Annotated in this window: 22 protein-coding genes; 18 read left to right on the forward strand and 4 right to left on the reverse strand. The window is 36.0% G+C overall.

Translation table 11 applies throughout. The features are described from left to right. Window positions 1–81: 81 nt before the first annotated feature. Together ABWU86_RS03505 and ABWU86_RS03510 are read right to left on the reverse strand one after the other, a co-directional pair. Window positions 82–453, reverse strand: a complete 372-nt coding sequence (locus ABWU86_RS03505) for an aggregation-promoting factor C-terminal-like domain-containing protein (RefSeq protein ID WP_293793891.1) — start codon at window positions 451–453, stop codon at window positions 82–84. Window positions 454–633: 180 nt separating this feature from the next. Continuing rightward, the gene (locus tag ABWU86_RS03510) at window positions 634–2082 is read right to left on the reverse strand and encodes a catalase (protein ID WP_293793889.1); all 1449 of its coding nucleotides are present in this window, start codon (window positions 2080–2082) and stop codon (window positions 634–636) included. Window positions 2083–2263: 181 nt separating this feature from the next. Here ABWU86_RS03510 and ABWU86_RS03515 point away from each other — a divergent pair, with 181 nt between their 5' ends. The 6 genes from ABWU86_RS03515 to ABWU86_RS03540 all read left to right on the forward strand — a co-directional run bounded on the left by ABWU86_RS03515 (window position 2264) and on the right by ABWU86_RS03540 (window position 6537). After that, entirely contained in the window at window positions 2264–3214 is a 951-nt protein-coding gene (locus tag ABWU86_RS03515) for a Dyp-type peroxidase (protein WP_293793887.1), read from the forward strand. A 455-nt stretch (window positions 3215–3669) separates the two neighbouring features. Further along, window positions 3670–4149: a 23S rRNA (pseudouridine(1915)-N(3))-methyltransferase RlmH gene (gene rlmH / locus ABWU86_RS03520; protein WP_293793886.1), complete on the forward strand. Its 480-nt coding sequence runs from the start codon at window positions 3670–3672 to the stop codon at window positions 4147–4149. Window positions 4150–4236: 87 nt separating this feature from the next. After that, window positions 4237–5175 carry a hypothetical protein gene (locus ABWU86_RS03525; protein ID WP_293793884.1) on the forward strand — a complete coding sequence of 313 codons (939 nt, stop codon included), beginning with the start codon at window positions 4237–4239 and terminating at the stop codon, window positions 5173–5175. A 118-nt stretch (window positions 5176–5293) separates the two neighbouring features. Continuing rightward, window positions 5294–5824 (forward strand): DUF3278 domain-containing protein, encoded by a 531-nt coding sequence (locus ABWU86_RS03530; protein ID WP_293793882.1) that lies wholly within the window; start codon window positions 5294–5296, stop codon window positions 5822–5824. Between the two features lie 17 nt (window positions 5825–5841). Then, window positions 5842–6033, forward strand: coding sequence for a helix-turn-helix transcriptional regulator (locus tag ABWU86_RS03535; RefSeq protein WP_378252472.1), 192 nt, complete (start codon window positions 5842–5844; stop codon window positions 6031–6033). Between the two features lie 12 nt (window positions 6034–6045). Next, window positions 6046–6537, forward strand: a complete 492-nt coding sequence (locus ABWU86_RS03540; RefSeq protein WP_293793880.1) for a DUF3278 domain-containing protein — start codon at window positions 6046–6048, stop codon at window positions 6535–6537. Between the two features lie 10 nt (window positions 6538–6547). On the opposite strand, the gene ABWU86_RS03545 is transcribed toward ABWU86_RS03540, so the two are convergent. Next, window positions 6548–7183 carry a YczE/YyaS/YitT family protein gene (locus ABWU86_RS03545; RefSeq protein WP_293793879.1) on the reverse strand — a complete coding sequence of 212 codons (636 nt, stop codon included), beginning with the start codon at window positions 7181–7183 and terminating at the stop codon, window positions 6548–6550. A 108-nt stretch (window positions 7184–7291) separates the two neighbouring features. Further along, on the reverse strand, window positions 7292–9394 hold the full coding sequence (locus ABWU86_RS03550) for a leucine-rich repeat domain-containing protein (protein ID WP_353321443.1): 2103 nt from the start codon (window positions 9392–9394) through the stop codon (window positions 7292–7294). Window positions 9395–9740: 346 nt separating this feature from the next. Between ABWU86_RS03550 and ABWU86_RS03555 the strand changes: the two genes are divergently transcribed. The 12 genes from ABWU86_RS03555 (at window position 9741) to purH (ending at window position 23516) form a co-directional block, all read left to right on the forward strand. Continuing rightward, on the forward strand, window positions 9741–12263 hold the full coding sequence (locus ABWU86_RS03555; RefSeq protein WP_353321445.1) for a M1 family metallopeptidase: 2523 nt from the start codon (window positions 9741–9743) through the stop codon (window positions 12261–12263). Window positions 12264–12399: 136 nt separating this feature from the next. Then, window positions 12400–13323: a D-alanyl-D-alanine carboxypeptidase family protein gene (locus ABWU86_RS03560; RefSeq protein ID WP_353321447.1), complete on the forward strand. Its 924-nt coding sequence runs from the start codon at window positions 12400–12402 to the stop codon at window positions 13321–13323. Window positions 13324–13489: 166 nt separating this feature from the next. Continuing rightward, complete coding sequence (gene purE, locus ABWU86_RS03565; RefSeq protein ID WP_353321449.1) at window positions 13490–13969, forward strand: 5-(carboxyamino)imidazole ribonucleotide mutase; 480 nt, start codon at window positions 13490–13492, stop codon at window positions 13967–13969. Beyond that, complete coding sequence (gene purK / locus ABWU86_RS03570; RefSeq protein ID WP_293793802.1) at window positions 13956–15077, forward strand: 5-(carboxyamino)imidazole ribonucleotide synthase; 1122 nt, start codon at window positions 13956–13958, stop codon at window positions 15075–15077. The genes purE and purK overlap by 14 nt, the downstream gene beginning before the upstream one ends. 11 nt (window positions 15078–15088) lie before the next feature. Further along, complete coding sequence (purC, locus tag ABWU86_RS03575; RefSeq protein WP_293793800.1) at window positions 15089–15796, forward strand: phosphoribosylaminoimidazolesuccinocarboxamide synthase; 708 nt, start codon at window positions 15089–15091, stop codon at window positions 15794–15796. A 14-nt stretch (window positions 15797–15810) separates the two neighbouring features. Then, entirely contained in the window at window positions 15811–16065 is a 255-nt protein-coding gene (gene purS / locus ABWU86_RS03580; protein WP_293793799.1) for a phosphoribosylformylglycinamidine synthase subunit PurS, read from the forward strand. Continuing rightward, on the forward strand, window positions 16062–16727 hold the full coding sequence (gene purQ / locus ABWU86_RS03585) for a phosphoribosylformylglycinamidine synthase subunit PurQ (RefSeq protein WP_353321452.1): 666 nt from the start codon (window positions 16062–16064) through the stop codon (window positions 16725–16727). The genes purS and purQ overlap by 4 nt, the downstream gene beginning before the upstream one ends. 4 nt (window positions 16728–16731) lie before the next feature. After that, window positions 16732–18954, forward strand: coding sequence for a phosphoribosylformylglycinamidine synthase subunit PurL (gene purL / locus ABWU86_RS03590; RefSeq protein ID WP_353321454.1), 2223 nt, complete (start codon window positions 16732–16734; stop codon window positions 18952–18954). Then, window positions 18930–20393 (forward strand): amidophosphoribosyltransferase, encoded by a 1464-nt coding sequence (gene purF, locus ABWU86_RS03595; RefSeq protein ID WP_293793794.1) that lies wholly within the window; start codon window positions 18930–18932, stop codon window positions 20391–20393. Before purL ends, purF begins: the two co-directional genes overlap by 25 nt. Beyond that, complete coding sequence (purM, locus tag ABWU86_RS03600; RefSeq protein WP_353321457.1) at window positions 20386–21420, forward strand: phosphoribosylformylglycinamidine cyclo-ligase; 1035 nt, start codon at window positions 20386–20388, stop codon at window positions 21418–21420. Before purF ends, purM begins: the two co-directional genes overlap by 8 nt. Continuing rightward, complete coding sequence (gene purN / locus ABWU86_RS03605; RefSeq protein WP_353321459.1) at window positions 21392–21982, forward strand: phosphoribosylglycinamide formyltransferase; 591 nt, start codon at window positions 21392–21394, stop codon at window positions 21980–21982. Before purM ends, purN begins: the two co-directional genes overlap by 29 nt. 1 nt (window position 21983) lies before the next feature. Then, window positions 21984–23516 carry a bifunctional phosphoribosylaminoimidazolecarboxamide formyltransferase/IMP cyclohydrolase gene (purH, locus tag ABWU86_RS03610; RefSeq protein WP_353321461.1) on the forward strand — a complete coding sequence of 511 codons (1533 nt, stop codon included), beginning with the start codon at window positions 21984–21986 and terminating at the stop codon, window positions 23514–23516. Window positions 23517–23525 lie beyond the last annotated feature (9 nt).

Raw genomic sequence — 23525 nt, forward strand, 5'->3', positions numbered from 1 at the left:
AATTGTTTTCTACCAAAACATGTTTTCAAACATATAAATAATAGCAATAAAAAACACCTAGTGGTTAACTAGGTGTTGTGATTAATACCAATGGTGTTGTTGCCAGAACTTCTTAGCGTTTGACCATGAACCGTAACGACTTGCAACGTATTTGTTAGCAGTTAGTTCTTGGTTTTTCTTTGAGTGGTCACCGTGTAGGTAACTAACGTCTAGTTGGAACTTACCGTAACAGACACCGTTTTTTGCGTAGTATCTGTTTGATGATTCATGGAATGAGATCCAACGTCTAGCAGCGATATCTTTTTTGCTTAGACCTTGTTCAGCAACGTGTTGCCAGTTTACTGAGGCACTTGCTGAAACGTTATTTTTAGCAATGTTGAATGCGAATAGAATTAAAAGTGATGTAAATGCGATTACTGAGAATTTGATAAAAGTTTTGGTAATTTTATTCAAAATAAAATCTAACTCCTTTTGTTTTTAATACTTCGATTTCTTTTCTATGTTTAATACTATATCGAAGTAATATATCAAACGCGTTAGTGCAACTTTACAGTTATATTATTAAATATTACATTCTTGCAACAAAAGACATAAAAAGGCCGCTATATCAACGATATAGCGGCCTTTTTATGATTATTCTTTAGTGATTTCGTCCATATCTAATCCGATTGCATTGGCAACTCTAGTACCATAATCATGATCAGCCTTGTAGAACATTCTAGTTTCTAGGACTTTGTTTTCATGGTTTTCGATACTACCTAAACGACTGGCAATCGTATCTACTAAGCGCATTTTTTCTTCTTCAGAGTAGATGTTATATAGTGCACCTGCTTGTGAGTATGGGTCATCATCATAAGTCTTGTAGTTGCCCACTTGTCCAGAAACATCATAAGCATGGATATGTGCATGTGGATCTTCACGAGGACTATCTTTTTCAGTTGGTTCGTAGTTAACAGAACCATCTTGTCCTTGTGCCATGAATCCATCACGAGCATAGTTATGAGCACCATTCTTTGGACTGTTTACTGGAAGATGTTCATAGTTAGCACCTAAACGGTATCTAGCAGCATCTTTGTAAGCAAATAGACGACCTTGAAGTAACTTATCTAATGAAGGTTCGATTCCTGGGACTAAGTTAGCAGGAGAGAATGAAGCTTCTTCGACATCGTCAAAGTAATTAGCAGGATTTTCGTTTAATACGAATTCACCAATTTCTTGTAGTGGATAATCTTTATGTGAGACAGTCTTAGTAACATCAAAAATATCGTATTTGTAATTTAATCCTTCTTCATATGGAATTAATTGAACGCAAACCTTCCACTTAGGGAATTCACCGTTCTTAATTCTGTCATATAGGTCTTGGATTAGGTAATCGGTGTTTTCTGAAGCCACTTTTTGGGCTTGTTCTTCAGTCATATTCTTAACACCTTGTTCTGAGATAAAGTGATATTTAACCCAGAATGCTTCACCTTTGGCATTAACCCATTTAAATGTGTGAGAACCATAACCATTCATGTTGACATAACTGGATGGATTACCACGATCACCCATTAAGTAAGTAACCTGATGTAATGATTCTGGAGAATGGGCCCAGAAATCCCATTGCATATCTTCTGAACGAAGATGGGTAGCAGGATCTCTTTTTTGTGAATGAATGAAATCAGGGAACTTCAATGGATCATTAACGAAGAAAATAGGGGTGTTGTTTCCAACAATGTCGTAATTTCCTTCATTAGTATAAAATTTCATTGCGAATCCACGCACATCTCTAATGGTATCAGGGTAACCTAATTCACCAGCCACTTCTGAAAAACGAATGGTTAGTGGAGTTTGCTTACCTTCTCCATTAAATAAATCAGCCTTAGTGTAGTCACTCATATCTTTAGTTAAAGTGAAGACACCTTTGGCACCAGCACCTTTAGCGTGAACAACCCGTTCTGGAATTCGTTCGCGGTTAAAGTGTGCAAGTTTTTCAATTAATTGGTAGTCTTGTAATAAAACAGGGCCACGATTTCCGGCAGTTAAAGAATGATTGTTATCTGCCCATGGTTGACCTTCATCAGTAGTTAATTTATTAGTCATGGTCATTCCCCCTCTTGGTTTAATACAAGGTCATTTTAAACCCATTTGGTTGAAATCCATAATACGATGGTTATAATTTAATAAAATTTTAAAAAAGATTTGAAAACAATTAGATTTTCAGAGTATAATAAGATTGTTTCTTATTTTAGAATGATTATAAATTACGAAAGAGGGTATCAATATGCCATTTGATCCAACAGATGCACAAGATGTGTACAAAGATGCTGGTAAAAACGTATTATTTACAACTTTAACTATTAATAAAAGTAATCCTGATGAAGACCGTGAAAAGGTGGCCGAGCTAGTATCGAGAGAACAAGCAATCTTACGTTCAATGAATATTAGATACCCAGAAGAACACTTAAAAGTATCTTTTGGTTTTGCTAATTCAGCTTGGGATTACCTATTTGCTGATTACAAGAAGCCACAAGAATTAGAAGACTTCCAACCAGTCAAAGGACCTAAATATACCTCACCAGCCACTCCAGCTGATTTATTTATCCACATTCGTGCGAATTCAGAAGCGGTCGTATATGAAGTAGCAAGTCAAATTAGAAATTACTACCGCGACTTCACGACTGTCCAAGATGAAACCAAGGGATTCAGATACTTTGAAGGCCGTGCGATTATCGGTTTTGTTGATGGAACCGAAAATCCAGAAGTACAAAAGGCGTCAGCATACGCGATTATTGGGGATGAAGACCCTGACTTTGAAAATGGTTCATATGCTTTCGCGCAAAAATACATCCATAATATGGATGCTTGGAATGCATTAAAGACTGAAGACCAAGAAAAGGCGATTGGACGTAAAAAGTATTCTGACTTGGAATTAGAAGATGACGAAAAGCTAGAAAATGCTCATAACGTTGCTTCTCAAGATAATGATGATGGAATCGAACACAAAATCGTTAGAATGAACGTGCCATTTTCTAACCCTAGTGAAGGCACTACTGGAACTTATTTCATTGGCTATGCTAGACACTGGAGTGTTACTAAACGCATGCTAGAAAACATGTTTGGCCAATCAGATCGCTTGTTAGATTTCTCTAATCCAGTGACTGGAAATATGTTCTTTATCCCATCTCTAACAACCTTAGATCAAATTGTAGAAGATGAATTACCAACTAAATAATTAACCTAAAAGCATTGATTAGAAATCGATGCTTTTTTATTTTGATTTTACGAACGATAACTTAATTTTGTATAATAATCTTTGTGAAATTTTTATTCACAAGTTTTCACAAAGAAAAAAACATACATTCGGTGTATAACTAAAAAATCGAATGACTAGATGATGTATATTTTTTATTGATATATCAAGTAATTATGCGATTTTTAAGTTATTCACCCATTGTGGATAACTATGTGGATAAAAGTGTGGAAAAGAAAGTTCCACGCTAAATTGACACCTTTAAAACGTTGATACTATAATGGTTTGAAGATGTTACACACTTATTTTTGACTTATTCACAAATGTGGATAACTAAGAAAAATCTTGACAATTTTTGGACAATATTAGTAGTAGTTGTGACTACTGACAGACACTAAATATAGTGGTTATAAAAATCGAAAAAGGAGATTTCACAAATGAATATTAAATTTGTTGTGGTTGGAAAATTAAAAGAGAAGTATTTTAAAGCCGGAATAGAAGAGTACAGTAAGCGTTTATCACGTTTTTGTAAGTTTCGGATTATCGAAGTTCCAGATGAGAAAGCGCCCGAATCGCTTAGTGAGTCTGAGATGAACGATGTGATGGATAAAGAAGGAACCAGAATTTTAGACAAAATTGCCGATAAAGAATATGTTTATGCATTAGCGATTTTAGGTAAAGAACGCTCATCAGAAGAATTTGCCAAAGAAATTGATCAATTAGCAACCTATGGTCATTCTGATATCACTTTCGTCATCGGTGGATCGCTAGGTTTAGCGCCAAAAGTGCTAAAAAGAGCTGATACACAAATTTCGTTTGGTCGTTTCACATTACCGCACCAATTAATGCGTTTAGTGCTAACTGAACAAATTTATCGTGCTTTTATGATTAATGAAGGAAGTCCATATCATAAGTAAATTTTTTTGAGCATATCTAACTCTAGTTTTTAAAAAATGGATATAATTATAATTGTTTATTAATAATTAAAGAGAAGAGCTGATTATATGGGTATTAAAAAGGCTAATGATAAAGCAGAATTCAAGAAGGTAATCGATGAGAATGGATATAATGAAGTCGCTACATTTTTAGTATATCCACATGGTAATGATGAAAGTAGAAAGCCCAAAAAACGTGCTTTATTATCTAAAAATGATATAAATAGTAGCGAGTTTTTTGAATCAATTAATACAGATAATGGCTTCATGTTTGTTGGTTTAAATTATGCTGAACGAGACTCAGCAGATACTGACGATGAAGTAGACACAACTATCTATCAAACCTATCATGACATCGGTCCTAAGTCTCATGACATGTCAATTTATTCCAGCATTCACGATACTAAAGCTTATGGTAGTTTCGCGATGGACATTTTAAATAAATTCGTTAAAACCGAAATAAGTGAATCATGGATTAATACTATTTCAAAGGAATTATTGGCTTTACCTAAAATGAAGGCTGAAAAGATATTCAATATGAATGATATTGAACCCTTTGACCCATACGAATTCAAGAAAAAATTTTCAGCTCGTTCTGAGTCAGCTAAAGTAGTTGCCAAAAATTTTGAAGAACTTGAAAAACTTGAACAACTGGAAAAAGAATATAAAAAAGCAAATAAAGATACCAGCGAAATTAAAGAAAAGAAAGCACCATATAAAAAGGTTATTAATGAATATAATAAAGCTGTAACAGTAAAAGAATTAACCAATAGATTCATTAATGTGGATGCACCAGCTTTTGCTGCTATCGTTAATTTATTGGATCCTAAATGTTTAATTTGTTTTGGTAAAAAGACATATATTCTTGCCGATGCAGTGGTAAAAGCGTTTGACTTGAATGTCGATGTTGAACAAATAACGCATTATTCTTTTACCGGAAAAACAGGAGTTTCTGATATCACTAAATATAAAAGAGACGAAGTTTTAAGGGTGATTGAAAAATATTAATTAAAAAACTACGATATTAATCGTATTTTTTTTATGCTTGCATTTTTGAATCATGTAATATATAGTTTACATATGGAATATATATATTACCTAAAATGAATTAGGAAGTGCATATCTAATGAAAAAAATATTAAGCAAAATTATCGAATATGAATTGGGTGTTCCATCTAAAAGGGATGAATACCAACAAAATGTCTTATACGAAAGTGGTTTTATTGCCTTTGGATCTTATTTTATATTTAGTTTTATTGAATTTTTGGTTGCTGGATGTATCTTTTTAAATTCATCTTCTGAAAACTTTTTATATAACTTATTAGCAGTCATATTATTGATTAACTTGTTGGCTATGTCAGTAACATTAGCTTTTCTAAAATATAAAGTACGTAAAAGTAAAATTGACTTAATTGATGTAACTAATGAACAATCATATGAAACATTGGTAAAAAAGGCTAAACGTCGTGGATTGAATTGTGGAATATTGTTTTTCGTTTTGGAAAAAGCAATTGTTATCTTTGGTGGTCCCAATAATGCCGGTAACACCATTGCGGAGAGAGTGTTAAGTCCATGGAATAATGTAATGTTGCTAGTTTTTGCTGTGATTTGTGGCTTTGCTGTATATATTACTTTAAAAAATAAAATTCAAAAATAAAGACGCTGCGAGGGGTTATCTTGGAAAATCGAGTTAAGGAAATACGAACCAAATTGAATATTCAGCAAAAAGATCTGGCGCAACTAGTTGGGATTTCTCGTCAAACTTTAAGTTTGATTGAAAAGGGCGAATATAATCCCAGTTTAAAACTATGCGTTAGTCTAGCTGAAGAATTACAAACAGATTTAAACACACTATTTTGGCATTAGGGAGATGAGGATATGAAAGAAACGTTCTTTATTAAAGTGGTTAAATGGTATTACGGAATCAATAGACCTTTTGATGAGTATTCTGAAAAAGTGGTCAATGAAGCCGGTAATAAGGTGGCAGTCGGCCTAATTGCTTTTCTACTGATATCATCTTGTTCATCAATGATATTAATCAATATATTGAATCCGTACAATGTTTTAAGCGGATTGATATTTATGGATTTAATCGCAATCGTTGTAGCATCTGGTTATATGGGAAGGCTAATTAAGAAGCATGGCTTCGACTATTATGAATATGATAGTAAAGATGAAAGAAATGCTTGTGTAAAGAATTATATATTTTCAAACATGATAACTTTGATCTTCATGTGGGTTTTGTTATACACGTCAGCATTGTGGTGGAATAATGTTGGTGTAATTTTCTTCTTTTATTTTGTTGTATGCAATGTCGGAATTATTATTGGAATGTATGAAGATTATCGTCGTAAATTTAAAAAAGCATAGAGCGAATGCTCTATGCTTTTTTAGTTTTATCTAGAATGTAATTAAATAGATTGATCAATTGACCTACGAATAGCACTGCTAATAATGTACCAATTCCGATTGATGCAATTCGATGTAAAAATACCAATCCTAAGATTATAGTAATGACGATCATAGATGCATCAAAACTAAATTTCATCATTCCAAAGGGCTTGTTTAACTTTTGGCTAATGACGTTTACAAAGCCATCGGCTGGAATCAAAACGAAGTCAGCTTTTACCATCATGAAGATTCCTAATGCGGTACAAATAATTGCTAATAAAGTAACGGGGATGCGTTCACCGAATCCTTCTAGTGGAATCTTTTTTAAACCAACTGTAATGCCGTAAAAATCAACTAACCAACCGAATACAAATGATAGTACTAATTGTAGTAATATCTTGATTTGAACGGTACGTAAGATAATCATTTCGACGATGACTAAAATCACGAAAAAGATAGTTGTCGCGTGTCCTAATGTTGTATGAATGATAAAAGATAATGTTTGTGGCACGGAAACTAAAGAACTAACTCCTAATTGTCCACATGCAAATAAAGTAGTTCCTAGCGCTAAGATATTTAGACCGATTATGTATAAAATCGTGCGCCATAAAATAATATGTTTCAAAATTTTCATCTCCAATTTTTTTAAACCATAATATCTAATATTTCATGTATCCAAATTAAAAGCAAGAAAAAAAGCACTCACTTTTAGTGAGTGCTTTTTATTAACAGATTATTTAACTTTAACAACAAAGTATTTGTTGGCAGTAACGAATTGACCATTTTGAAGTTGTAGTGCGTAAGCATTACCGTATTCTTTGATTGATTTAACTTTTAAAACTGTACCACGTTTGTATTTCTTGGCAGCGTCTTTTAAGTTTACTTTCTTGTAAGCAGTGACAGTTTTGCTTAATACTTTAACTGATTTAACACTATTTGAGTAGTAAAGAGGAGTAACATAGTTGCCCTTTGCAGTAATGTATCCACGACTACCCTTAATTTCTTTATTAGTTCTTGGGTCGATTTGAACTACGTAATATCTAGGAGTGTTTACTGATGAAGTAACTTTCTTTAGAACCTTGAATAGTGGTCTTTTAGTTCCATATGCTTTCTTAAAACTCTTGATTTTGTTTTTCTTAGTGAAAGCATTCTTTTTGTATAGGTTTAAACCACGAGTAGCAATAACCTTGCCGTAAGTGACAGTTGCTTTACCAGCATTGTTGCTGTGAGAATCAATAATAGAGCCATTATCATTGACGTTTGTGGTTGTATTTGTGACGATATTTGGTTGAGTAGTGTTAGTTAGATTATCTTTCCAATTTAAAATAATGTTGTAGCTTCCTGAGAAAATACTATCAGTTATACCTAGTCCACTTGTGAAGTTAAAACTAACGGAGTTAGGTAGTTCTCCACCGTTATATTTAAATTCAATGTGATCAATACCATTTGAAGTATCATCGTCATTTTGATAATACTGTTTACCATCTTTACCAATTATAGTAAACATTCCTGAATCATGTAATCCTGATATTAAAAGATATTGTTTTTGAGGATTAGTTAAGGCTTGTCCGACATTATTATTACTTAAATCTAAATCTACTAAACTAACTGGAATAGATATTGTTTGCCCCTTTTGTGGTTTATTAATGTTATTAACGGTTTTTACGATGTTTTGATTTAGAGCAGATCCGTTGTCAAATTTAAATCCTTGCATAAATGAAAGGTCACTTATTTGATTATTATCAACATAGAATTGTGTTAAGTTAGAAAAATGATTATAAGTACCCTTCATGGAACTTATATCTCCAATATTATTATTATTAACAGAAATAGTTTTAAGACTAACCCAATCAGTATTAGCGAAGTTATCAATATTTTTAATATGATTATTATCAGCATAAATGCTGGTTAGTTTTGTCCATTTTGCACTTGAAATTGGATTGATATCGGATATGTTATTGTTAGAAACATTGATCGTGTTAATTTCTGGCCAATTAGTATTTTTTATTACTGAGATATCAGATATTTGATTATTAGATACGTTTACATTACTCAATTTAGGCCAATTTACTTGGGCGATTGGAGAAACGTCAGAAATTAAATTATTAGACGCGTTTAAAATGGTTAGGTTAGGCCAGTTAACTTTAGCAATTGGAGAAATATCAGATATTTGGTTATATGATGCATTTAATTCGTTTAAGTTAGGCCAGTTTAGACCGGCAATCGCACTGAAATCAGAAATATTATTTGCGGATATATTTACTTTAATAACGTTAGGGATGGAAATGCTTTTCATAAAATTAACGTCTTGAATATTATTGTTAGATAAATCAATGTTTTTTAAATTTGGATTACTATATCCGGAAAGTGCATTAATCATTTGACTGGTAATACCAGCGTTTTCAACTGTAAGTGATTCCAAATTAGATAATTTTTTAATAGGTAATAAATTTATGTTTGCATCAAATTTTACATTGATTAAATTTATTGATTTTAAATTAGTCAATTTATCAATGTTATTAAATGACGAAATAGTTATTTGTTTATACCATGATGGATAAGATAGGGATGTTAGATTATCTAAGTCAGATTGTGTAATGTCATTAATTGATTTGATATCGCTTCCATATTGTTTTTGAGCAGATGTTAGGATAGCAGCCTGCATGCCAGGATCGCTAAATTGACTGGAAACTGCATTGCTTGCTTGATTGCTGGCTGTTTGAGTTGTGTCCGCATGTGCAATCGGTTGAATATTGTTCGATGCCACTGAAGTAACTTCTAATGTCCCAAATGCTAAAGTTGAAAATAATATAGCTTTTTTTAAAGAATTTTTCATATTTTTTTCCTTCTTGTAAATTAATTTATGACTAAATTGTAATCCTAAGATACCGCTATTACTACATTTATAAGCTTAACTTTTTATGAAGACGTTAAAGATTTTATAAAGTTATTAAATTTACGATGGATTGAAAGTTTAAATTATTTATTCTGAGTAACAATCTACGCTAAAAATAGTATCTAACTAACTAATTCACTTAACATATAATCCAACTTCTACTTATTAAGACCAAAAGAATGCAAAATTTTTTTATTCGACTACAATATATATGTGGAAATTGATTCTCAAATAGCGTACAATTAAAAACTAATGAGAAAATGATGATAAGAAGAGGAGTGTTACAATGGCTGATTTAGTAAGATTATTCAATTGCTTTCAACCAGATCACTACGACATCTTTTTAGATGTTAGTCGTAGCGAAAAGAAATTTAGTGGTAAAACTACTATTTATGGAACTGCAAGTGAAAAATCAATCGGGATTCATGAAAAGGATTTTGATGTTACTGCGGTAACAGTTGATGGAACTCCTGTTAAATTTGATGTTGATAACGCCAATGAAGTTATCAATGTTGAATTAGATCACACCGGAGAAGTTGCTGTTTCAATCGAATATTCAGCAAAACTAACTGATACTATGATGGGGATTTACCCTTCATACTACCAAGTTGACGGTGAACAAAAACAATTAGTGGGAACTCAATTTGAAACTAACTTTGCGCGTCAAGCGTTCCCATGTATTGATGAACCAGAAGCTAAAGCTAAATTTAATTTAGCATTAAAATTTGATGAACAACCAGGTGAAACTGCGATTGCTAACATGCCTGAAACTAAGGTTGAAGACGGCGTTCACTATTTTGATGAAACTGTTAAGATGTCAACTTACTTAGTTGCATTTGCCTTTGGTGATATGCAAAGCAAGATGACTGAAACTAAGAGTGGCGTAAAAGTTGGTGTCTTCGGTACTAAAGCACATGCTGCTAAAGAATTAGATTTTGCGTTAGATATTGCTAAACGTTCAATTGAATTCTTCGAAGACTTCTACCAAACTCCATATCCACTTCCACATTCATGGCAATTAGCGCTACCTGACTTTTCTGCCGGTGCGATGGAAAACTGGGGACTAGTTACTTACCGTGAAGCATACCTATTAGTTGATCCTGACAACACTTCATTTGAAGTTAAACAAAGAGTTGCAACTGTGATTGCTCACGAACTAGCTCACCAATGGTTCGGTGACTTAGTAACCATGAGATGGTGGGATGACCTATGGTTAAACGAAAGTTTTGCCAACATGATGGAATACGTTGCTATTGATGCAATTGAACCTTCATGGAACATTTGGGAAGTATTCCAAACTACTGATGTTCCTGCAGCATTAAAACGTGATGCCGTTGATGGCGTTCAATCAGTTCACGTTCAAGTTAACCATCCAGCTGAAATTGATGCATTATTTGATGGTGCCATCGTTTACGCTAAGGGTGCCAGAATGTTAGTGATGGTTCGTGCTTTAATCGGTGACGATGCATTGCGTGAAGGTCTAAAGAACTACTTTGAAGCTCACAAGTACAATAATGCTAAGGGTAGTGACCTATGGGATGCTTTAGGTAAAGCTTCTAACATTGATTTAGGTAAGATTATGGAATCATGGCTAGAACAACCGGGTTATCCAGTAGTAAGTGCCTTCGTTGAAGATGGTCGCTTGAAATTATCACAAACTCAATTCTTTACAGGTGCCGGTAAGGATGAAGGCCGTCGTTGGCAAATTCCTTTAAACGCTAACTACGATCAAGCTCCTGAAATCTTCAGTGAAGAATCAATTGACTTAGGCGATTACGAAGAACTACGTAGTTCAAATGGTAAACCATTCAGAATTAACGTTGGTAACAATTCTCACTTTATCGTTAAATATGATGAAACATTACAAAATGACATCTTATCTGACGTTGATCAATTAGATGCAACTGCAAAGATGCAATTACTACAAGACTTCCGTTTACTATCAGAAGCTAAGCAGGTTTCTTACGCTGAAGTAGTCCCAGTCTTAAAACAATTTGCTGACAGCAAATCAAATGTGGTTAACGATGCTGTTTACACTATCGTTGCTGCATTGAAGAAGTTCGTAGAACCTGGTAGTCAAGATTCAGACAACTTGAAACAATTTGTTCGTCAACTAAGTGATGCTCAATTAAATCGTTTAGGTTTAGTTAGTGTTGATGGTGAAGACAACAATGATAAGTTAAGTCGTCCATACATCTTAGGGGCAGCTTTATACGCTGACAATCCAGACTTCCAAGAAGCAGCACATGCGATTTACTTGGATCACCAAGATAACTTAATCTCACTACCTGCTGATACACGTGTTTACATTCTATCTAATGAAATGAAGAACTATGCTAATGCTGAATCATTCGATGCATTAATCGAAGAATACAAGCAAAGCACAGACCCTAGTTTCAAATCAGATATTTGTGCCGCTGTAACATCATCTAAGGACGCTAAACTAGTTGGTAAACTAGTTGCGAACTTCGAAGATAGTTCAGTTGTTAAGCCACAAGATTTACGTGCATGGTTCGCTGGAGTACTAAGAAACCCAGCTGGCCAACAATTTGCATGGGACTGGATTAGAGATGAATGGCAATGGTTAGAAGATACTGTTGGTGGTGACATGGAATTCGCTACTTTCATTACTGTTATTTCTAACATTTTCCACACTCAAGAACGCTTAGATGAATTCAAAGCTTTCTTTGAACCAAAACTAGACACTCCAGGATTAACTAGAGAAATTAAGATGGATACTAGTGCAATTGAAGGAACAGTTGCATTAGTTGAAGCTCAAAAAGACGCTGTTCGTTCAGCAATTAAATAGTTACAAAAAACCACCTGAATTTCAGGTGGTTTTTTACATTTGATAACATAAACGTAATAATTTGTAACGTTAAACGCCCGTAAATCATAGTAGAATAGTATTTACTAAGATTTTTAATGGGGTGCAAATTGATAATATGATAAAAAAAGTAAGAAATGCAATGATGGTATTAATTGCTGTAGTGACATTGGGATCATCTGTAGCTTCTGTTAGTGCTAGTGCTGATTATAATAGCCAAATGGCCAAATATAATAAACATAGTAGTGCCACTTACGTTATGAATATGGATACTAACCAAGTTTATTACCAGAAGAATGCTGATACTAAACGTGCGGTGGCTTCCACTGCGAAGTTGATGACATTATATCTAGCGGTGCAAAAAGCGCAAAACACTAATGGTTGGAATCAAAAAGTTAAAATCTCTAAGAGTTTAGCTAAGATGAGTCGTAATAAATCATTAGGTAGTTACGTGTTGAAAGCTAACCACAGTTATACGGTTAGAAACTTATATCGAGCAACTTTAATTGCTTCTTCTAATAGTGCTGCGATTGCATTAGGACAATGGGTAGCGGGTACTAACAATAACTTTATTCGTCTAATGAACCAACAAGCGCAAGCTTTTGGCATTGGAAATGAAGCCCGTTTTGTATCATCATCAGGTCTAGAAAACTATGACTTATATCCATACTACATCCGCTACGGTGGCCATTACGACTATAACCGTGTCTCAGCGAAAGCATTATCGGTAATTGCTTCACAACTACTAAAACTATATCCGGCCGTAGTTAACGATGCAAAATACTATCGTTACTACCAAAGTGGTCAAACCATGCGAAACACGAATGAATTGTTACAAGGTGGATTAAGATACGTTCCTTCTATCTTTGTTGACGGTTTAAAAACTGGATACACACCACTAGCTGGAAACTGTCTAGTAAGTACTAGTCAACTTCCTGGTAAGAATCGAGTAATTATCGTAACGCTAAACGATCGATACGAAGCATATGATCAATCTAGAATGTACAAATTAATTTATCAAACATTTCCAGAATTCAAATAATTAACAAAAAAGACCAATCATGAGAAAATTGGTCTTTTTTTGTACCCAAATCGTTAATTTTACGAACTATATATAACTTAAATATAATATTGTTCGTATTTAGTGTTGACGAAAGCAAAATCTGTTGTTATTATAAATTTAACGATTAAGAGGGGAGTTTAGATAAATGGATGTAGCAGTTGTGATGGGATCTATCTCTGATTACCCTAAAATACAGGGTACATTGGACATTTTGAATGAGCTAAAGATTAGTTATGATAAGCAAGTTATCTCCGCTCATCGCATGCCCAGTGAATTACAAGCATTTGGTCGTTCCGCAAAAAACGAACATTACCGTGTGATCATTGCAGCGGCGGGAGGCGCGGCTCATTTACCCGGGATGTTAGCGGCAAATACTACGCTACCGGTAATTGGAATTCCAATTAAGACCAGTACATTGAATGGAATGGATTCATTACTATCAATCGTACAAATGCCTGCTGGAGTTCCAGTAGCAACGGTCGCAATCGGTGATGCCGGCGCTAAAAATGCAGCATTATTAGCAGCACAAATCTTAGCATTGAATGATGCCGAAATTGCGAACAATCTTGAGGATTTCCGTGAAAGACAAAGTAAGGGGGCAATCGAGAGCAATGAGCAACTATAATCAACCAATTTTACCTCCATCCACTATCGGAATCTTAGGCGGTGGCCAACTAGGTCAGATGATGGCATTAGTGGCCAAAGAGATGGGATATAAGGTTGGGGTATTAGACCCAACTGAAGATGCCCCCGCTGCTCAAGTTGCCGATTTTCAAATTATTGCTGATTATGATGATTTGGATGCAATGAAAGAATTAGCGCAAAAATCTGATGTAATAACTTACGAGTTCGAAAATGTTGATCAAGATGCCATGCAACAAGTTGACGACATGACCTACATACCACAACCCATAAGCGAATTAACGATTACTAGTAATCGAATTACAGAAAAGAGATTCTTAAAACAAATTGGTGCACCCGTGACTGAATTTGCTGAAGTTAATAACCAAGCAGACTTAATGAATGCATATAGAACGATTGGCACTCCAGCGATTTTAAAAACGGCTGAAGGCGGATACGATGGTCATGGACAGTTTGATATTAATAACGAATCTGACATGAATTCGGCTGCTAATCAGTTAAATTCAGTTCAATGGATATATGAAAAGAAACAATCTTTTGTAAAAGAAGTTTCTATTATGGTCGGACGAGATATCACCGGTAAAGTGACAGTTTTTCCACTCAGTGAAAATATCCATAAAAATCATATTTTACACACTAGTATTATTCCAGCCAGAACCGATGAATCTGTTCATGTAAATGCGAAAAATATCGCAACTAAAATTGCGCAAGAATTAGATTTAATGGGCGTTTTAGGGATTGAATTTTTCCAAATGGCTGACGGAAAGCTACTAGTAAATGAATTAGCACCAAGACCACATAACTCTGGACACTATTCAATTGAGGCCTGCAGTATTTCGCAATTTAAAGCCCACATATTAAGCATTTGTAATTTAACCCTACCAGAAGTATCACTAATCAATTCCGCCGTCATGGTGAATTTGTTAGGGGATGACCTAACCACTGGTAGACAAGCACTATTCAATCACCCTAATTGGAATTTCCATGATTATGGTAAGGTAGCCATCAAACCACAAAGAAAGATGGGACATATTACAGTTGTGGGTTCAGACATAGATCGATTATTAGACGAAGTAAATTTATTTAAATAAGGAGCATTAAGATGACTACATTAGTTACATCAGGTAAAACTAAAGAACTTTACACCACTGAAAATGATAATGTATTGCGTGCGCATTATACTGACCACACCACAGCAGGGGATGGTTTGCGTAATGAATTAATCGATAATAAAGGTGCAGTAAACAACCAAATTTCTAGTTTGATTTTTGGTTACCTAAACCAAAACGGTGTTGCTACGCACTTTATCGAACAAGTAAGTGAAACATCTCAATTAAATAAAAAAGTTGAAATGATTCCGCTAGAAGTTGTCGTAAGAAACTTTGCTGCTGGTCATTTCCAAAAAAGATTCGGCACTGATTATCTTCAAACATTGAAACAACCAGTTGTCGAATTTTTTTATAAAGACAATGACTTACACGACCCCATCGTAACTAAGTCAGATGCAGTTGGTTTAGATCTACTATCAGCTGAAAAGCTAGAACAATTAGAAGCAGCTGGTTTAAAAGTTAACCAAGTTTTAACTGACCTATTTAACAAGATGAATGTTACCTTAGTTGATTTCAAACTAGAATTCGGTATTAACACGGATGGTGAAATCATTTTAGCTGATGAAATTTCGCCAGACTCATGTCGTCTATTGGATAAAGACACTAACGAATCATTAGATAAGGATGTTTTCAGAAAACAAACTGGTGATATGATGCCAGGTTATCTTGAAATTTTACACCGTCTACAAAAGGCCATTTAGGGAGGATATTTAAAATGTTTGAAGTTCAAATTTATGTTCATCACAAAGACTCAATTTTAGATCCACAAGGTGAAGCAGTCTTAAATGCACTCCACCGCCTAAGCTACTCACAAGTTTCATCAATTACTCAAGGTAAATACTTTGAAGCTAATATTGAAGCCGACTCTAAAGAAGCGGCTAAAGAAGTCGTTGAATCAATTTGTAAAGATTTATTAGTTAACCACAACATGGAAGCTTTTGAATACAAATTAAAGGAAGTGGCGAAATGAAATTTGCAGTAATTAGTTTTCCAGGATCTAACTGTGACATGGATATGTATTACGCCATTAGCGATTCTCTAGGCGAAGACGTTGATTTAGTACCTTCAGACTCCACTAACTTAGATGGTTACGATGGTGTCATGATTCCAGGTGGTTTCTCATATGGCGACTACCTAAGAAGTGGTGCGGTAGCCCGTTTCGCCCCAGTAATGGAATCAGTCAAACAAATGGCAGAAGATGGCAAACCAGTTTTAGGTGTTTGTAACGGATTTCAAATTTTAACTGAAGCGAACCTATTACCTGGATCACTTCAACACAACACTAGTATGGAATTTATTTCTGACTGGTCAAAATTAAGAGTCCAAAATAACGACACCATGTTTAGTGATGGCTACGACGAAGGCGAAGTCATCGATATTCCAATTGCTCACGGGGAAGGTAACTACTACTGTGACGACGAAACGTTAGCCCAATTAAAAGCCAATAACCAAATTGTATTTACCTATGAAGACAACCCTAATGGTAGTTGCGACAACATCGCCGGTGTTGTGAATGAACAAGGTAACGTTTTAGGGATGATGCCACATCCAGAACGTGCGGTCGAAAGTATTCTGGGTGGTACTGATGGATTAAAACTATTTAAGTCACTATTAAACCACGTTAGGAGCTAAAACAATGCAAAAGCCAAAGACAATTACCCCCGAAGACATTAAAGAAGAACGTATTTACGCTCAATGGGGATTAACTGACGATGAATACGAATATATTTGTAACGGAATTTTACATCGTTTACCTAACTATACTGAAACAGGATTGTATTCAGGGATGTGGAGTGAACATTGTTCTTACAAGAATTCCAAACCAGTCCTTCGTAAATTCTGGTCTGATGGATCACGAGTTATCCAAGGACCTGGTGAAGGGGCCGGAGTTTTAGATATTGGTGATGGTCAAGCGGTAGTTTTCAAAGCCGAAAGTCATAATCACCCCAGCTACGTTGAACCATATGAAGGTGCCGCTACCGGTGTCGGTGGCATTATCAGAGACATCTTCTCAATGGGTGCCAAACCAGTGGCTTCACTAGATAGTCTTAGATTCGGTGAATTAACTAATCCTAAAAACCGCTTTCTATTAGATAAAGTTGTTGCCGGAATTGCCGGATACGGTAACTGTATCGGAGTTCCAACAGTCGGTGGTGAAATTAGTTTTGATCCATGCTACGACGGAAATCCATTAGTTAACGTAATGTGTGTTGGTTTAATGGATCAAGCTGATATCGAAGCCGGTCGTGCCTCAGGTGTCGGTAATGCAATTATCTACGTTGGAGCAAAAACTGGTCGTGACGGAATTAACGGTGCTACTTTTGCTTCTAGCCAATTTAGTAGTGAAGAAGAATCAGACCGTTCCGCCGTTCAAGTGGGTGACCCATTCATGGAAAAACTTCTTGTTGATGCATGCTTAGAAGTTACGCACCAGCATAAAGATGCCCTAGTTGGAATCCAAGATATGGGTGCCGCTGGATTAGTATCATCATCTGCTGAAATGGCTGATAAAGCCAACAGTGGAGTTGATTTGAACCTTGATTTAGTTCCACAAAGAGAAATCGGGATGACTCCATACGAAATCATGCTTTCCGAATCACAAGAAAGAATGTTGCTATGTGTGAAGGCCGGTCACGAAAATGAAATTCTAGAAGTATTTGAAAAACATCATTTAGATGCTGTCGTTATCGGTCATGTTAATGGCGATAATCAATATCGTTTATTCCACAACGGCGAAACTGTTTGTGATATTCCAACTTCTAGTTTGGTAAATGATGTTCCTGAATACACCCATGAAGTAATTCAACCGGATCGCTTAAAGAACGTTGCGGAAGCAAACATTCCTCAAATCGATGATTTAAATGACATGGTCAAAACCATTATTGCGAAACCAACCATTGCTTCTAAGGAATCTGTTTACCGTCAATACGATTGCCGGGTGCAGGCTAACACTGTAGTCCAACCCGGTAGTGATTCAGGTGTCATTCGTGTTCGCGGCACTAACAAGTCACTTGCGATGACTACCGATGCCAATGGTCGCTATATTTACCTAAATCCTAAATTAGGTGGTCAAATCGCCGTTGCTGAAGCAGCTAGAAACATCGTCGCTAGTGGTGCGACTCCAATTGGGATTACCGATTGTTTGAACTTTGGAAACCCAGATGATGCTGATAGTTACTATGAAATGGATCAATCAGTGGAAGGAATTTCTAAAGCTTGTGAAAAATTTGATACTCCGGTTATCGCTGGAAATGTCTCTTTATATAATGAAACAGACAACGAAGCAATTTACCCAACCCCTATGATTGGCATGGTGGGATTGATTGAAGACAATCAATTCATTACCAAGTCAGATATCAAAGAATCAGGTGAATTGGTCTATGTGATTGGAGACACTAACAATGATTTCGCTGGTTCAGAAATCCAAAAACACTTAGAAGAAACAATCTATGGCCAAATTCATTTCGATTTAGAAACTGAATACGCTAACCAACAATTAATTTTAAAACTAATTCATGCCCACTTAGTTGAATCAGTTCATGATGTCAGCGAAGGTGGTTTAATCACCGCGTTACTAGAATCACTATTTGGCCAAAACTTAGGATTAAGTGGTCAATTAGATCTAGACTCAGCGCAATTATTCTCAGAAACACAATCAAGATATGTGGTTTCAATTAGTCCTGCTGACCAAGATGCCTTTGAAGAAATGACTGGTCAATCAGCCCACTTAATTGGTCGTACTAATGACAGTCATCAAATTGATTTAGCCTTAAATGACGGCAATTACGTTGATGATGTAGCCACTTTGAAATCAATTTGGAAGGACGGTTTATCATGCCAAATGAAGTTAAAAGCTTAAACGATGAATGTGGTGTCTTTGGTGTTTGGGGCGTTCAAGGTCCAGCCGCTAAAGTAGTCTACAGCGGACTACATGCACTCCAACATCGCGGTCAAGAAGGAGCGGGGATTTTAGCGATTGATGCCAATCAACGCTTAAACCGTTTCCGTGGCCAAGGATTATTAGGAGCGATTTTTGATGATCCGCATTCCTTTGATCGACTACATGGCAATGCAGGACTAGGACACATTAGATATGCGACAGCTGGTAGCCATACCATTAATAACGTTCAACCATTTATGTTTGAAAATACTGAAACTCACTTTGCACTATCACATAATGGAAACTTAACTAACGCAGACACCTTAAGGGAAATGCTATTGAAGACAGGAACTATATTCCAATCAGATTCAGATAGTGAAATTTTTGGTGACTTAATTGAAATCAGTAACAAAGAAAATTTTGTCGACAGAATTAAAGAAGCGGCTAACCAAATGCACGGTGGTTTCGCTTATGTATTACTAAGTCCAACCGCGATGTATGCGGTCTGTGATCCAAATGGATTAAGACCACTAGTTGTTGGTCAACGTGAAGACGGTGCGGTAGTGATTTGTAGTGAAACTTGTGCACTAGATCAAGTTGGCGCTAAATACATTCGAGACGTTCAACCTGGTGAAGTAGTCATCGTTGATGATGATGGAATTAAAATTGATCACTATACTAACGATACTGAGTTAACGATTTGTTCAATGGAATACGTTTACTTTGCCCGTCCTGATTCCGTTATTCATGGCGTTTCAGTTCATGAAGCGCGTAAGAGAATGGGCGCATTAGTCGCAAGAGAAAATCCAGTTGATGCTGACGTGGTTATCGGAGTACCGAACTCATCACTATCTGCTGCGATGGGTTATGCGATTGAAAGCGGGATTCCATATGAAATGGGTTTGATTAAAAACCAATACGTGGCGAGAACATTTATCGAACCAACGCAAGAGCGACGTGAACGTGGAGTTTCAATGAAACTTTCCGTGGTCAAATCAGTTATTGATGGCAAAGACGTGGTTTTAGTTGATGATTCAATCGTGCGTGGAACTACGAGCAAGTTTATCGTCAAAATGTTAAAAGATGCCGGTGCAAAATCAGTACATGTGAGAATTGCCTCTCCTGATTTGAAATACCCATGTTTCTACGGAATCGACATTCAAAAGCCTAGTGAACTAATTGGGGCGAACTACTCAGTTGATGAAATTAGAGACATTATCGGTGCGGATACTTTGGAATACTTAAGTGTTGACGGTTTAATTGAAGCTATCGATTTGAAGTGTGACAACCAATACAGTGGTCTATGTACAGCCTACTTCGATGGTAAATATCCAACTCCTTTGTATGATTACCAAGAAACTTATGACCGAGAAGCAAAGAGATTACATCTTTATGAGGAGGAAAACGTGAATGGCTAATCAATATAAACAAGCGGGTGTCGACGTTGAAAGTGGTGAAAAAGCAGTTACAGCGATTAAAGGAATGGTTGCATCTACATATGATCAGAGCGTCGTTGATGACATCGGTGGATTTGGAGCAATGTATTCTCTTCAATCCCACTTTGCCAAGTACGACAATCCAGTACTAGTTTCTGGTACCGATGGTGTCGGCACTAAGTTGATGCTAGCGATTCAAGCTAATCGTCATGACACGATTGGAGTGGATTTAGTTGCGATGTGTGCTAATGACATTTTGGCACAAGGTGCGAAGCCATTATTTTTCTTAGATTACATTGGTATCGGTAAATTGCTTCCCGAAGAAGTTAAAGAAATTGTTTCCGGAGTTGTGATGGGCTGTAAGCAAGCTGGCTTATCGCTAATTGGTGGTGAAATGGCAGAAATGCCTGGAATCTACAAGACTGGTGACTATGATTTAAGTGGATTTGCGGTTGGAATTGCTGATAAGAAACGCCTTTTAAAAGCTGAAAATGTACGCGAAGGCGACATTTTGATTGGTTTAAAATCTTCTGGAATTCATTCCAACGGCTTTTCATTAGTGCGCAAAATTATTGATGATGCCAAGTTAGATTTGAACAAACAATACGACGGTTTCAAGCAACCATTAATTGATGAATTACTAACACCAACTCATCTTTACTACCACTATATTAAAGGTATCGTTGAATCTGGTGCATTACACGCGATTGCCAACATCACCGGTGGTGGAATTGCTGATAATTTATCACGAGTAATTCCAGATGATTTAACTGCTGTCATTTCCAGACACACTTGGGAAGTTCCAATGATTTTCAAAAAATTACAAGAATGGGGCAATCTAGACCAAGCTGACATGGACTTGGTATTTAACCAAGGAATCGGGATGATTCTAGTCGTCCCACAAGAATATGAACAAGCAGTTACTGATTACTTATCCGATGCCGGACAAGAATATTTTGAAATTGGTGAGGTGGTAAAACGTGACAAACAAGCGGTCCAACTTAAATAAAGTTCCCGTTGCAATCTTTGCTTCGGGGAATGGAACTAATTTTGAAGCGATTGCTGAAGCCGACTTGCCAATCGATATTAAGTTATTGGTTTGTGATCATCACGATGCATATGTGGTGAAGCGAGCTAAAAAGTTTAACGTTGATGTATTTATTGCTGAAGTTACCAAGGGTGAAAACCGTGTTAAACGCGAAGAAAAAATCTTGCAGGCTCTTCATCAATCCGGAGTTGGAGTTATTTTCTTGGCTGGATATATGCGAATTATCGGGGAAACATTACTGAATGCATATCCACAAAAAATCGTGAACATTCATCCAGCATTATTACCTAGTTTTCCGGGAAAACAAGGTATCTTGGACGCTTATAACTCAGGAGTTAGTGAAACGGGAGTGACCATTCACTTCATTAACGCTGAAATTGACTCTGGTCAAATTATTGCTCAAGAAGTAGTTCCACGTAAAGAAGGTGATACGTTAGATGATTTAGAGAGTCGAATTCACGCAGTAGAACATCAATTGTATCCACGTACAATTTTGAATTTAATTGAAAAGGGAGAAATTTAAAGTGAAAAAGTTAGCATTGTTAAGTGTCTCAGATAAAAATGGAATTGTAGAATTTGCCAATCAATTGGTAGAACGAGATTTTGAAATTATTTCAACCGGTGGAACTTTAAAAACACTTTTAGATAATGGTGTTGTCGCAACGGCTGTTGAAGAAATCACTAACTTCAATGAAATGTTAGACGGTCGTGTAAAAACATTACATCCTCGCATCCATGCTGGAATCCTAGCGCGTCGTGATAATCCAGAACACATGGAACAATTAAAAGAACAATCAATTGGTTTAATTGATTTAGTCTGTGTCAATTTATATCCATTCAAAGAAACCATTGAAAAACCAGACGTTACATATGCCGATGCAATAGAAAATATTGATATCGGTGGTCCTTCAATGCTAAGAGCAGCTGCTAAAAACAGCCAAGACGTCATCGTAATTACAGACGTTAACGACTACGCTGATTACATTCAACGATACGATGAAGGCAACATTGATTTAGCATACCGTAGTGGTTTAGCTGCTAAGGTATTCAGACATACTGCTGCTTATGATGCATTGATCGCAAATTACCTAACCAAGGAAGAATTCCCAGATAAGTTAACAGTTACTTATGAAAAGGTAGAAGACATGCGTTACGGTGAAAACAGTCACCAACAAGCTGCTTACTACAAGGAACCAATTCCTGAAACTTACTCATTAGCCAACGCTAAGCAACTTCACGGAAAGAAACTTTCTTACAACAACGTTCGTGATGCTGACGCTGCACTTAGAATCGTCGCTGAATTCCCAGATCAAGCAACTGTTGTTGCATTGAAACACATGAACCCATGTGGAATTGGAACTGCAGATGATTTATTAACCGCTTGGAAATTAGCCTACGAATCAGATTCTACTTCTATTTTCGGTGGAATTATTGCATTAAACCGTGAAGTTGATTTAGCTACTGCAGAAAAGATGCATGCCATCTTTTTAGAAATCGTAATTGCACCATCATTTACAGATGAAGCATATGAAGTCTTAGCTAAGAAGAAAAATATTCGTTTACTAACAGTCGACTTTACAAAGATTAACCCAACTAAACCAGACATGGTTTCTGTATTAGGTGGAATGTTAGTACAAGAACGTGACTTAATGCATGAAAGTGAATCAAAATACAAAGTTGTTTCTAAGAAACAACCAACTGAACAACAAATGAAGGCATTAGCATTCGCTCAAAACTCAGTTAAGCATGTTAAGAGTAATGCAATTGTAGTTACCACTGACAACCAAACTCTAGGGATTGGCTCAGGTCAACCTAACCGTATTGATTCTACTAAGATTGCCATTAAGAAGGCAGAAGTTAAGCCTAACTATGCAAACGCAGTCTTAGGATCTGATGCATACTTTCCAATGGATGATTGCGTTGAATATGCCGCTAAACATGGTATTACAGCAATCGTTGAACCTGGTGGTAGTATTCGTGACCAAGATTCAATTGATAAAGCAGATGAATTGGGAATTGCGTTGGTATTTAGTGGCAATCGTCACTTCAAGCACTAAAATAGGAGT

The organism is Apilactobacillus pseudapinorum (genome assembly GCF_040369555.1).
Classification (GTDB): Bacteria; Bacillota; Bacilli; order Lactobacillales; family Lactobacillaceae; genus Apilactobacillus.